The sequence below is a fragment of the Gilvibacter sp. genome (assembly GCF_013214815.1).
Lineage (GTDB): Bacteria > Bacteroidota > Bacteroidia > Flavobacteriales > Flavobacteriaceae > Gilvibacter.
Window position 1 is genome coordinate 1 of record NZ_JABSPU010000074.1, and the last position, 13,438, is coordinate 13,438.

The 13,438-nt window shown below is 44.4% G+C and carries 12 protein-coding genes; 11 read left to right on the forward strand and 1 reads right to left on the reverse strand.

Annotated features, from left to right (window positions below; all coding sequences use genetic code 11):
• Positions 1 to 69: 69 nt before the first annotated feature.
• Positions 70 to 831, forward strand: coding sequence for a glycosyltransferase family 2 protein (locus HRT75_RS12405; RefSeq protein WP_291187241.1), 762 nt, complete (start codon positions 70 to 72; stop codon positions 829 to 831).
• Here HRT75_RS12405 and HRT75_RS12410 read toward each other — a convergent pair.
• A complete protein-coding gene (locus HRT75_RS12410) occupies positions 808 to 1,587 on the reverse strand; it encodes a lipopolysaccharide kinase InaA family protein (protein ID WP_291187244.1) in 780 nt (259 codons plus the stop codon). The two genes, HRT75_RS12405 and HRT75_RS12410, sit on opposite strands and share 24 nt — an antisense overlap.
• A gap of 53 nt (positions 1,588 to 1,640) precedes the next feature.
• Between HRT75_RS12410 and HRT75_RS12415 the strand changes: the two genes are divergently transcribed.
• The 10 genes from HRT75_RS12415 to HRT75_RS12460 all read left to right on the forward strand — a co-directional run.
• Positions 1,641 to 2,735: a glycosyltransferase family 1 protein gene (locus HRT75_RS12415; protein WP_291187247.1), complete on the forward strand. Its 1,095-nt coding sequence runs from the start codon at positions 1,641 to 1,643 to the stop codon at positions 2,733 to 2,735.
• A 2-nt stretch (positions 2,736 to 2,737) separates the two neighbouring features.
• Positions 2,738 to 3,298, forward strand: coding sequence for an L-threonylcarbamoyladenylate synthase (locus tag HRT75_RS12420; RefSeq protein WP_291187249.1), 561 nt, complete (start codon positions 2,738 to 2,740; stop codon positions 3,296 to 3,298).
• Positions 3,299 to 4,723, forward strand: coding sequence for an HD domain-containing protein (locus HRT75_RS12425; protein ID WP_291187252.1), 1,425 nt, complete (start codon positions 3,299 to 3,301; stop codon positions 4,721 to 4,723).
• Positions 4,724 to 4,816: 93 nt separating this feature from the next.
• Complete coding sequence (locus tag HRT75_RS12430; protein WP_366665070.1) at positions 4,817 to 5,731, forward strand: COX15/CtaA family protein; 915 nt, start codon at positions 4,817 to 4,819, stop codon at positions 5,729 to 5,731.
• 12 nt (positions 5,732 to 5,743) lie between these two features.
• The gene (locus HRT75_RS12435; protein WP_291187255.1) at positions 5,744 to 6,250 is read left to right on the forward strand and encodes a hypothetical protein; all 507 of its coding nucleotides are present in this window, start codon (positions 5,744 to 5,746) and stop codon (positions 6,248 to 6,250) included.
• A gap of 15 nt (positions 6,251 to 6,265) precedes the next feature.
• Positions 6,266 to 7,324 (forward strand): nucleoid-associated protein, encoded by a 1,059-nt coding sequence (locus tag HRT75_RS12440; protein WP_291187258.1) that lies wholly within the window; start codon positions 6,266 to 6,268, stop codon positions 7,322 to 7,324.
• Positions 7,325 to 7,411: 87 nt separating this feature from the next.
• Entirely contained in the window at positions 7,412 to 8,320 is a 909-nt protein-coding gene (locus tag HRT75_RS12445; RefSeq protein WP_291187261.1) for an ATP-binding cassette domain-containing protein, read from the forward strand.
• Positions 8,313 to 9,149: an ABC transporter permease subunit gene (locus HRT75_RS12450; RefSeq protein ID WP_291187264.1), complete on the forward strand. Its 837-nt coding sequence runs from the start codon at positions 8,313 to 8,315 to the stop codon at positions 9,147 to 9,149. The genes HRT75_RS12445 and HRT75_RS12450 overlap by 8 nt, the downstream gene beginning before the upstream one ends.
• A 69-nt stretch (positions 9,150 to 9,218) precedes the next feature.
• Complete coding sequence (locus HRT75_RS12455) at positions 9,219 to 11,921, forward strand: T9SS type B sorting domain-containing protein (protein WP_291187267.1); 2,703 nt, start codon at positions 9,219 to 9,221, stop codon at positions 11,919 to 11,921.
• Positions 11,922 to 11,956: 35 nt separating this feature from the next.
• Positions 11,957 to 13,438, forward strand: a 1,482-nt coding sequence (locus HRT75_RS12460) for a gliding motility-associated C-terminal domain-containing protein (RefSeq protein ID WP_291187270.1), incomplete at its 3' end; no start/stop codon positions are given.

Genomic DNA, 13,438 nt, shown 5'->3' on the forward strand with positions numbered 1-13,438 from the left:
TTGTCTCCTGAGGTTCTAGAATTGCTTTTCAAATCCTAACTTTGAGCGCCTCAAAAGTACGTAATTTTCATGCGAAAACTCAGCGCCTTATTAATCGTAAAGAACGAAAGACAGCATCTTCCGGATGTTATCGACACGCTCGCCTTTGCTGATGAGATCATTGCTGTGGATTCCTTTAGTAATGACGGAACCTTTGAGTTTTTGCAACAAGATCCGCGAGTGCATTGCGTGCAAAAGCAGTTTGTAGACTATCCAAGTCAGCGCAATTACTGCTTGGAATTGGCCCAACACGATTGGGTTTTCTTTGTCGATGCAGATGAGAGAGTCTCTCACCAACTGGCCCAAGAAATTCAGGATCTTTTAAAACAGGATTCTTTGGCCAACGGCTATCAGATCTACCGTCAATTTTATTACAAGCGCAAAAAACTAAACTTTAGCGGTTTACAGACAGACAAGGCGCTGCGCTTATTTGATAGAACAAAAGGCCAATACAGAGCTGAAAAATTGGTTCACGAAACTTTGGACCTCCCTCAACCTGTAGGCATCCTTAAAAATAAACTGGATCATTTTTTCTTTGACGATTATCAGACCTATCGCTCCAAAATGATCACTTACGGAAAAATGAAAGGTTTGGAACTGCATCATCGCGGGCAAAATTACAATTCGCTCAAGCACATTTTCAAAACCATTTACAAGTTCATCAATCACTATTTGGTACGCTTGGGAATTTTGGACGGCCCCAGAGGATTCGTTGTGGCCAAGCTCAATGCGCGCAGTGTTTGGGAGCGCTATAAAGAACTCAAGAGATTATCGCTTTCGCCAGAAGAGTAGTTTTTTCTTAAGGCGTCTTTTGCGGTGGTATTTATGCTGAAAGCGACTCACATGGCCCCACATTTGCTCAAAGGTCTCTTGCGCGTCATAGCCTGCTAAAGCAGCATATTCATCGCTCATTACACGCACCATATCTTCTACTGGAGTTAAACGCGCAAAATTCAAAATACGTTCCGCTTTAGATAGGGTTTTGAATTCCATCCGATTCAAATCCACCAAGAAAAACTCATAACCATCAGCAGTCTTTTTGATCAAAGTATTACCCGGAGAATGATCCTTAAAAAGTACCCCACTCTCGTGTAGCTTGAAGGTAAAGCGTGTAAAGGCTCGCAAAATAGCTTCGTGATCGGGGTAGTTTGTATCGTGAACTAGTTCGCGATAGGTCAAATCACACTCCAAATGTTCACTGAGGTAGTAACTGTCCTTGAGTCCGTTCCAATACTTGTTCTCGGCAAAAGCGATTGGTTTTGGCGTTCCGATACCCAATTTAATTAGCTTTTCCGCATAGGTAAAAGAACGCTCTGCCTTAGAAGGTCTTATATAACGGTAAACCCAAGTATTGACAATATTCGGATTTTTAAAACGCTTTACATTGACCCGCATGCCCAGGGCATCAAAGAGTCTGATCTCATTGCGTTCCCCGTCTCCAAAGAGTTCGCCGTGTTGCTCAAATTGAAGCACGCAAGTTAGCACCTCCTTTTGATGATCTAAAAAGGATTCTGCAATGGTAAAATCGTAATGAAAGGCCTGTTCCATCTGCTGCAAAAATACATTTATAATTCTTTAGAACTGCAGCAAATAAAATACCTTTGTCAAAACTTAAAGCTCGCAGTTTTATGCCCAAGCGTATCTTTTTAGAAATGCACAACCTGAAGAATCCTTTCACAGGATTCGGGCAATTCAATCTGCATTTGCTACGCGGGCTGAAGGCCTGTAACGATCCCGATTTAAAATTTGTAGTGCATGCCCAAGATTTGAAACCCTTGAAGGCAGAGTTTGGAGACTTTTTTGACTACAAATACTATATGGACTTGCGGCGATATGATTGGGCGCAGATTCGCAAGAAATACGATGTTTGGCATTCGGTCAATCAAAATACCAAAGTAGAGCCTAAAAGAGATTTGCCCTATGTGCTCACAATTCACGATGTGAATTTTATAGATGAGATCTCTAACGATCTGGACCATCCCAGAAACCTGCGATTTAAAGAAAAACTGGCTAGGGCCAAAGCCATTACGTATATCTCAGAATTTGCAAAAGAGAGCACCCATCAGTACTTTGAAATTCCGAAAGTTCCGGAGCACGTGATACTCAACGGCAACCCCAGCGGTGAACTGCTGGATTTAAGCAACTACACACCACAAACAGCCATTAATGGAGACTTTCTTTTCACCTTAGGTGATTTTTGGGAGCGAAAGAACTTTCACCTCTTGGTAGAAATGCTTTCCCAACTGCCTAATGAGCGTTTGGTAATTGCTGGGAACGACAGCCGAGCTTATGGAGATAAAGTGCGTGAGACCATCAAAAAGCACGGATTAGAAGATCGAGTGATCCTAGCAGGCCGAGTCGATGACCGGGAAAAGCAATTCCTGTTGGCCAATTGTAAAGCCTTCCTTTTTGCCAGTTTACGAGAAGGGTTTGGTCTTCCTCCTATTGAGGCAATGAAGTTTGGGAAGCCTGTTTTCTTGGCCCACAGAACCTCCTTGCCAGAAGTTGGAGGCACTGTTGCTTATTACTGGCATGATCTTGAGCCAAAAGCCATGGCCAAAGTCTTTCAAGAAGGCATGGCCGATTTTAACGCCGACCCAGAAACAAAAAGTAAAGCCTTTGAAGCTCAGGCAGCCAAATTCCACTGGAATTCTGCAGCCGCACAATACATAGAAGTCTACAAATCTTTGATTTAATTATGAGAGCAGAAGTTGACAAGACCTTTGAAATCGTAAAAAAAGGAGGAACCATTGCCTACCCTACAGACACTGTTTGGGGCTTGGGTTGTGATTCCACCAATTATGACAGCGTGGAACGCCTTTTTGAGATCAAGCAACGACCGGCTGAAAAAAGCATGATCTGTTTGGTGGATTCACTGCGGATGTTGGACGAGTTCTTTGAAAAAGTACCCGAAACAGCTTTTCAGATCTTGAAATACGCAGACAAACCCACAACTTTGATCTTAGATAACGCCATCCGTGTTTCAGAAAATGTCATTGCCAAAGACGGTAGTTTGGGTGTACGCGTGGTCAATGATAATTTCTGCAAAGCACTCATCAGAAAACTCAAGCGTCCATTGGTTTCTACCTCGGCCAATATCAGCGGAGAACCTACGGCCAAAACCTTCTCAGAAATCAACCCACTTATTTTGGAAGGCGTTGACTATGTCGTAAATTTGCACCGCGATAGAAAAGCGGCCAAACCTTCGAGTATCATTAAGCTGAGTGCCGATGGAGCCGTGAAGGTGATCCGACAGTAAATGCAAGACAAAACCCACTTTAAAGAAGCGCTGAGCGCACCTATTTTCACTACCCTTTCCCAGGTTGCTGACCAATTGGATTTGGAAGCCTATGTGATCGGGGGTTATGTGCGTGATTTCTTTTTAGATCGCGGAACGCATAAAGATATTGACGTAGTAGCCATTGGCAGTGGAATTGACTTAGCTAAAGCCGTGGCTAAGGCACTGCCTGACAAACCTAAAGTCTCCATTTTCAAAACCTATAGAACGGCCATGATTCAGCACGGCGATGTCCAACTGGAGTTTGTTGGAGCGCGAAAAGAATCTTACACTGAAGATTCTCGTAATCCCGCTGTAGAGAACGGCACTTTAGAGGACGATCAAAACCGACGCGACTTTACGATTAACGCCTTGGCCTTAGGCCTGAATGAAGAACGATTTGGACAATTGCTGGACCCTTTTGAAGGGATGCAGGATTTAAAGGACAAGATCATTAGAACGCCGCTAGACCCTGAGGTGACATATAGCGATGACCCTTTGCGCATGTTACGCGCGATCCGTTTTGCAAATCAATTGGATTTTAAAATTCAGCAAGAATCCTTGGAGGCGATCACTGCGCAGGCAGATCGGATTGCCATTATCTCCAAAGAGCGGGTGGTAGAAGAACTCAATAAGATCTTGATGACACGCAAGCCTTCCATCGGTTTTGGGCTTTTGCATAAAACAGGTTTACTCAAACACATAATGCCAGAATTACTCGCCTTAGAAGGAATTGACGAGGTAGAAGGACAACGTCATAAAGACAACTTCTGGCACACTTTGGAAGTGGTTGACAATATCGCGGAAACCACAGAGAATCTCTGGTTGCGCTGGGCGGCACTGCTGCACGATATTGGCAAAGCGCCAACCAAGAAGTTCAATAAAAAACAAGGCTGGACCTTTCACGGTCATGAATTTGTGGGCTCTAAAATGGTCTACAAACTCTTTAAGCGTTTGCGCATGCCGCTGAACGATAAGATGAAGTTTGTTCAAAAGATGGTTCGAATGAGCTCCCGCCCTATTGTGTTAGCTACAGAGGTCACCGATAGCGCCGTGCGCCGTTTGATCTTTGATGCCGGAGATCACGTAGATGATTTAATGACGCTTTGCGAGGCGGATATCACCACCAAGAATCCGAAGAAATTCAAACGTTACCACAAGAACTTTCAATTGGTTCGAGAAAAGATTGTGACCGTTGAAGAAAAAGACCACGTACGCAATTTTCAACCACCAGTAAGTGGTGAAGAGATCATGCAAACCTTTGGATTGCCACCATCTAAAGAAATTGGAATTATCAAGGAAGCCATTAAAGAAGCCATTTTGGACGGACTTATTCCCAACGAATACGAAGCTGCTAAGGCATTTATGTTGGAAAAAGGAGCTTCACTAAACCTAAAACCGCAATAGGATGTTTGTACGCTTTGTAAGGATATCACTGATTTTGATTTATTTGGTAATCATTGCCGGAGCGGTTGTGCGTATGACCGGAAGCGGTATGGGTTGTCCGGATATTATATTCCTCCTACGGATGAAGCCACCTTGCTCTGGGAAGCTGACAGGGAATTCAAAAAGGGACAGGTCATCATCAAAGATGAAGCCCTTGAAGTTGCTAAGGCAGATTTTACCACGGGAAGCGAATATTCCGCAGCCAATTGGGAAGCCTATACAGAGCACGACTATGCCATTTTCAATGTATGGCATACTTGGATCGAATATATCAACCGTTTGCTCGGAGCGTTATCTGGACTGGCCATTCTAATTATGGCCATCCTCTCCATTTGGAAATGGAAGCAAAACAAATGGCTCACCCTACTCTCTTGGTTGAGTGTGTTTATGATCGGATTTCAAGGCTGGTTGGGAGCCACTGTGGTTTATTCCGTTCTAGCGCCTGTTAGAATTACCATTCATATGGTCATGGCCCTGCTTATAGTTTTAGTATTGCTACTGATCTTAAGGCAAGCCATCGGAAAACAACGGCCGAAAGGAGTCACTGGAAAATATAAGGCACTGCTTTGGGCAGCGCTCGGTTTGACGTTGATCCAAATTGTTTTGGGAACCCAAGTACGCCAATTTGTGGACGATCAAGTCAAAATGGTGGGATATGAAGCCAAAGAGGCTTGGCTGGCTTATCCAGAACTCAATTTTTACATTCACCGTTCGTTTTCCATTCTGGTGGTTTTGATCAATGTGTTTTTATGGCGTGGTAATCAAAAGAATGGCTACAATCTTTACGGTATGAACGGTATCATGGCAATTTTAGGGATCGAAGTACTGACCGGAATCGCCATGTATTACTTTGATTTCCCCTTCTTAACACAGCCCATTCACTTAGTATTTGCAGCGGTTTTATTCGGATTGCAAAGCTATCTGATTTTACAGGTCCTTATTCCGAGGAAAACTGCCAAAATATCTTAATTTTACGGCCTTATGGTTTTTAGATTCAGAATCATTTTAGATACCCAAGAAGACGTCTTTAGAGATCTGGAGATCCTCCAAGACGCCACTATGGAAGACTTTCATAACGCCATCACTCAAGCCTTTGGTTTTGGCGGACAGGAAATGGCTTCTTTTTACATCAGCGATGATGAATGGCAACAAGGCGAAGAGATCGCCCTTTTTGATATGTCAGAAGGTCCTGAACCGACTCGTATCATGGCAGAAACCCTGTTAGAAGATGTCCTTGACGAAGATCAAACCAAATTGATCTACGTTTATGACTTTCTTTCCATGTGGACCTTTTTGGTGGAGTTGGCAGAGATTGCAGAACCTCAGCCAGGCCAGCAATATCCAAACCTGATGTACGTTCATGGGGAACTGCCAGAAGAAGCTCCAGACAAGGAGTTTGTGGGTGAATCCATGGAAGGTGAAATTGGAGATGGTATGGATTTTGAAGACGATGATTTTGACTCCTTAGACATCGATTCCTGGAATTAATTTCCTTTTAGACTTATGATCAATTTATACAGCGCTCAGATCGCTTCACTAAGCCTACACCGTGTAGGGAATAAATCACGCGCAGAAGGCTTATTCCTCTCTGGTGCTCCATGTAAACTCACTGATGAACTCAACCCCTTGATTCGGGAGTTCTTCTTTAAACCCTTCCGAGAGAAAGAAGAAAGTTATTTGAGCTTTACGCATGATGTAGATCTGGAATACCACGAGTTGTACAAATTAGTCAAAGAATTACTTAGCAATCCAGACAATGCCCACGAGGTCAGTACTAAGATCACTACACATCTGTACAATCAAAGTGAGCATCCGCATATCAAAAACGGAGAAGTCTACGTGGCTTATTTAGAGAACCTGCAAATTGATAACCAAAAGGTTGACGGTGTGGGGATCTTTAAGTCCGAATTGAAGCAGGACTTCCTGCAATTTCAAGAAGGAGGACAACAGCTAGAAATGCACTTGCAGCAAGGGATCAACCTTAATAAACTAGACAAGGGGTGCATTGTTTTCAATGTGGAAGAGGAGACCGGATATAAGATCTTAAGTGTAGACAGCAACCGTTATGATGCGCGCTATTGGTTGGAAAGCTTTTTGGGCGTCGAGACCTTGGCTGATGATAATTTCTACACCAAGAAATACCTGCGTTTTTGTCAAGACTTTGCCAAGGATGTCGTTTTACCCGCTGAGGACAAACGAGAAGAAGTACTCTTTATGAATCGTGCGGTGAATCACTTTGCCAAGAACGATCAGTTTGAAGAGACCAAATTCCTCAACGAGGTTATTGACAATCCAGATCTTATCCCGGAGTTCAAACATTACAAAGCAGAGCGCGGGCCTAAGTACAGTGTGGAAGACCTCTCTGACTTTTCTATTGCGAACACAGCCGTATCCGCAGCACGTAAAAAGATCAAGAATGTGATCCAATTGGATACCAATATTCAGATCAAAATGGATTTCATCAATCCTGAGAGTGCTGACAAATTTGTTGAAAAAGGCTGGGATGAAGAGCGGCAGATGTATTACTATCTGGTATACTTCAATAGAGAACAGAACACTTAAAGACAATTCCCAAAGGATTCCATTTAGCGTGTAACATTTATGGGGCTGGTTCGTCTTACAGACATCAGTTTTACTAAACAACCATAAATGCAACCCATCCTAACGCTTACCAATCTCACCAAACGTTTTGGGCCGCTGACCGCAGTAAACAACCTCTCTTTCACCATTGAAAAAGGCAATGTTTACGGGATACTCGGGCCTAACGGAAGTGGAAAATCGACGACCCTTGGAATCGTACTCAATGTTGTAAACAGAACCTCAGGTGACTTTACCTGGTTCGACGGCAGCACCTCAACGCATGATGCGCTTAAGCGCGTTGGTGCTATCATTGAACGCCCAAATTTCTATCCGTACATGAGTGCGGTACAGAACTTGGCTTTAGTGGCTAAGATCAAAGGTGTTTCTGAAGATAAGATCGAGGAGAAATTGGAACTTGTTGGCCTTCTGGACAGAAAAGACAGTCGCTTTAAAACCTTCTCCTTAGGAATGAAGCAGCGTTTGGCGATTGCCTCTGCCCTGCTCAACGATCCGGAGATCTTAATTTTGGATGAGCCGACAAACGGTTTAGATCCTCAAGGAATCCATCAGATTAGAGAGATCATTAAAAAGATTGCCAAGGGAGGAACGACCATTCTTTTGGCCTCTCACCTATTGGACGAGGTTGAAAAAGTGTGTTCTCACGTGGTAATTCTGCGCCAAGGAGTTTCGCTTTACAGCGGACCGGTGGAAGGCATGAACGCCAGTCACGGCTTCTTCACCTTGCAAGCCGAGGATATGGTTAGGCTACGTGCTTACTTAGAAGGAAGCGGAAGTTTTAATAAGATTAAAGAAGAGGGCGAGGCTCTTGTAGCCTACCTCAGCGAACCTTTAGAAGCCAGCGTGCTCAATGAAATGTTGTTCAAAGAGGGCATTGTATTGTCCAAACTTGACAAGCGTAAAGAAAGCTTGGAAGAACAGTTCTTAGAATTAACCGCCAAAATTGAACAGCATGCTTAGACTTTTTAGAATCGAGTACCACAAGCTCATCCACAATAAATCGGCTCGAGTAATCACTGCCGTATACTTTATCTTGATCTCTTTGATGTCGCTTTTGGCGTCTATCAAATTCAACTTCGGAGATTTTAGTTTTCGTTTAGCGGATCAGGGGATTTTCAATTTCCCGTTCATTTGGCACTTCAACACTTGGATCGCAGCACTGCTTAAGATGTTCTTAGCAATTGTGATCGTATCCATGATGGCCAATGAATACACGCACAGAACGCTCAAACAGAACCTGATTGACGGCCTAAGCAAACGCGAGTTTGTGCTGTCAAAGTTCATTACCGTATTTGTCTTTGCCGCTGTATCTACGGCCTTTATATTCATTGTATCCCTAATCCTAGGACTGATCTTTTCAGACTACACCGAGTTTGGAATCATCTTTAGAGACTTGGAGTATGTCTTTGCCTATTTCTTGAAGCTATTGGCATTCTTCTCCTTCTGTCTGTTCTTAGGCGTCTTGGTGAAACGTTCAGCTTTTGCCCTTGGATTTCTGTTGATCTGGTGGATCATAGAATGGGCCATCTACGGAATTATGGTCTCTAAGCTCCCGGATAATTCAGACTTACCCGCTCAAGTAGTTCAGTTCTTCCCACTGATGAGTATGCAAAACTTGATCATTGAACCGTTTACGCGTTTCAACGCAGTGCAATCTGCAGCTACACAATTGGGAGCAGAATTTACCAAGACCTACAACGTGACCTTATTCAAAATAGCGATTGTATCGGTTTGGACCTTCTTGTTCAATTATTGGTCTTTGGTCATCCTGAAAAAACGAGATTTATAGTATCTTGCTGAGGCGTTCGCGCTAGCGAACTGGCAGCTGCTATTTTGCCGCTGCCATGACCTCATTGCAATGAAAAAGCTATTATTCTTCTCCTTACTGCTCTTCGGCTGTGTCCTTAATTTACAGGCGCAAGGAGAAGCTGCTAATTGGTATTTCGGATCGCGTGCGGGACTGAATTTCAACACCAGCCCGCCTACTCCTTTAACTGATGGCGCCTTAGAAACACTCGAAGGCTGTGCAACCATTAGTGACAGTGCAGGGAATTTGCTTTTTTACACCAACGGGACCCTAGTTTGGAACAGGGACCATCAGGTAATGCCTAACGGTACTGGCCTTTTGGGAGAAGACACCTCAACGCAATCGGCCATTATTGTTCCCAATCCGCAGGAACCCAACCTCTATTATATTTTTACCGTTGACGGTTTGTTCCCTGGAGAAAATGATCCGTCCGCGTTGCGCGGATTGAACTACTCCACCGTAAATATGGATCTAGACGGTGGCCTCGGAGATATAGTGACCACAGAAAAGAACATCAATCTCTTACCGACCAATTCAGAAAAGATCACCGCGGTGCGCAATGCAGATTGCGAATCCATTTGGGTAATCACTCACTTTGTGGATCGTTTCTATGCTTATGATGTGGGCAGCGCGGGCGTGAATCCCGTTCCGGTTGAATCGGTAGTAGAACCCGAAGTTCCGCTTATTGGCTACCGAGACAATGCATTGGGATATTTAAAATCCAGCCCTGACGGCAGTAAATTGGCTATTGCGCACGCCACATTAAATGAAAACCCAGCCAGCGATGCAGGATCTCCAGGAGCCTTGTTCGTATACGATTTTGATACCGCAACAGGCGTTGCCTCAGGCGGACTCGATCTGGATGTAAGTGGCAACTCACCCTACGGCTTGGAGTTTTCTCCGGATTCTAACCTGGTCTACACCTGTGCCGGAGTTTACGATAGTGACGGTTTTGACTTTGGAGAGGTTTACCAATATGACCTCACAGCACCTGACCCGTCAGCCACACGAACGGTCTTAAGTACCAATGATAATTCAACAGGAGCATTACAGTTAGGAATTGATGGACGCATTTATAGGGTAATTTTGAATCAAGCCTCTTTAGATGTTATTAATGAGCCCAATACACCTGGAACTGGAGCAAACTATCAACGTGCGGCGGTATCTCTAGGAGGTCGTACGGGTAACTTCGGACTGCCACCGTTCATTCAATCCTTATTCTTAAATACAGTAGACATTATTCAAAACGGCGAATCAGCCACAACCTTGAATCTTTGTGAAGGAGATAGTTTCACGCTTGTCGCCCCAGAAATTCCCGGAGCAACCTACGTTTGGACCTTGGACGATGTAGTTCTTCCTGAGTCTGATTTTGACCTGGAGGTGACTACTTCTGGGCTTTATCGGGTAGAGATCGACCCAATGAATGGCGAGTGCCCGATCATTGGACGAGCGAATGTGATCATCAATCCGCTGCCGGATGCCTTTGACAGTTTACTGACCCAATGCGATGCTGATGGGAACAACGACGGATTCAGCGTATTCAATTTAACCGAAGCCATTCCCGAACTCACTGGTGGCGCAGACGGACTCGATGTGAGTTTCCATCAGACTCTATTGCAAGCCCAGAACAATGAATCGCCTTTACCAGAGACCGCTTATACCAACTTGAGCAATCCGCAAACCATCTTTGCCCGAGTGTTTGACCAGGCGGGATGTGCCAGCATTGCAGCACTGGAACTTATTGTTGCTGGAGAACAAATTGATGACATCTTTTTGAGTCAATGTGATGATGCTACAGAAGACGGTATAACTGCCTTTGATCTGAGTTTGACGGAAGCCACTATTCTGGATGGATTGCCCCCAGACCTCAGCTTAAGTTTCTACGGAAGCTTAGAAGATGTACTGGCAGAAAGCAACCCAATCACAAGTCCTTATACCAATACGGATCCCTTCACACAAACTATTTATGCCCGTTTGGAACAAGACAACGATTGCTTTGGGATCGCACGTATTTTCTTGGAGGTATATACCCTTCCCAATATCGTTACTGAAGATCAGCAGCTGTACTGTTTGAACAGTTTCCCTGAAACCATAACTTTAGATGTGGGTCCAATTATTGACAATGACAGCCCTATAGAGGCATATAGCTATTTGTGGTCTACGGGCGAGATCACTCCAACCATCGCCATCAATGAAGCTGGCGTATATTTTGTGGACATCATCAATCCCGAAGGTTGCTCAAAAAGACGCACAATCACTGTTGTGGGTTCGCGCCCGGCAACGATTGACAGTATTGAAGTCACAGACCTTTCAGAAACAAACACCTTAGTCATCAACACCAGCGGACCGGGTGATTATGAATACGCCTTAAACGACCCTACGGGACCTTATCAGGCTTCCAATACCTTTACCGATGTTCCTCCTGGCGTGTATACCGTTTACGTAAGAGATCGATTGGGCTGTGGTATTAGCGAACAGATCGTTTCTGTTTTAGGTTTTCCCAACTATTTTACACCCAATGGTGACGGCGTAAACGATTTTTGGCAAGTGCTGGGTGTACGCCGCGATTTTGAAGCTGGAGCTCAAATCTATATCTACGACCGTTATGGGAAAATGCTCACAAGACTCAATCCGCTAGGACAAGGTTGGGACGGAATTTACAACGGGAACCCGATGCCTTCTAGCGACTATTGGTTCCGCGTGATCTTTGAGGATGGACGCGAACTGAGATCGCACTTTAGTTTAGTCCGCTAAAGAAATATTTATATCTTTAAGAAAATCAGCGAGCTATGAAACTGAAATCCACCTTAGGGCTACTCCTGCTCTTTTGGTACTGCCTTGGCTTTGGCCAGGAAGTCAGTTTGCTCAATCAATTCAACGGTCGTTTTGACTACACGGCAATCGGCAACACCTTAAATACTGCGGAAAATGGCGGTGGCGCTCCTTGTGAGATTCTTACCAGCTCTAGTGCTGATCTTCTCTTAGAGCCAGACCAAGTTGTGATCAACGCTTTGCTATATTGGGCGGGATCTGGCCAAGGCGATTTTGACGTGGAGCTCAACGGAATTGAGATTAGGCCCGACAGAACCTTTGCCCTAGAATTAGACGATGTACGCTCCTTTTTTGCAGCAGTGACAGACATAACGGAACTGGTTCAGTCCATTGGAAGTGACACCTATACCCTATCGGAATTAGACCTCAGCGAGATCATAGACACTTATTGCCCTACAGGAACCAACTTTGCGGGATGGTCCATAGTTATCGTTTATGAGGATCCCGACCTGCCACTGAATCAGCTCAACGTCTACGAAGGCTTGGAACGCGTTCCAGAAACCATCAGTATTGAATTAGAAAGCTTAAACGTACTGGATGATGAAGGCGCTAAAATTGGTTTTTTGGCTTGGGAAGGAGATGCAGCCCTAAGCGTGACTGAAACCCTCACCATCAACGGAGATGTGATCAGCAATCCACCTTTAAACCCTGCAGACAATGCTTTTAACAGCACCAATTCCTTCACCGGATCGGATGTGCTCTACAATATGGACATTGACTTTTACAGCATTGAAGACAATATAGAACCCGGAGACACCTCAGCAGTGATACAACTTACCTCAGGGCAAGATTTTGTGATGATCAACAATATTGTCACTGTGCTTAACAGTCAACTGCCAGATGCTACTGCAACCATTGACAGTGTTGTGGACCCTGCATGCGGTGTCAGACAACTCGAGGTGGATTTTACCATCTACAATTTAAACAGTACCGATGTTTTACCGGAAGGAACGCCAATTGCTTTTTATGCTGACGCAGTCCTGATCGGCACCGCAGTCACCTTGACAGAACTGCCTATAGAAGGGCAAGAATCGCAGAGCATTGTTTTGAACATTCCTGAGGCGGTGCCCAATGAGTTTGATCTTCGGATTGTTGCTGATGATACTGGTAGCGGTGTTGGCATTGTCTCAGAACTCAACGAGCTCAACAATGAAGCGGAACTTCCGATACGTGTATTGAAATTTCCTGAATTCCCGACGCCCCAAAATCTCAACACGGCTTTACCGGGCATAGATGATTCGCTGCTTTTGACATTTCACGAATCAGAACAAGACGCCAATACTGGAGAGAATCCAATTGTTGACCCCAATGATTATCTGCCCATTAGTAATCCGCAAACCATTTATGTCCGTGTGGCGAATTCAGATTGCTTTTCAGTGGATTTCTTTGAGATTCAAGTCATTGTTTGTCCATTACCAGATGCAACAGTTCAACTGCCA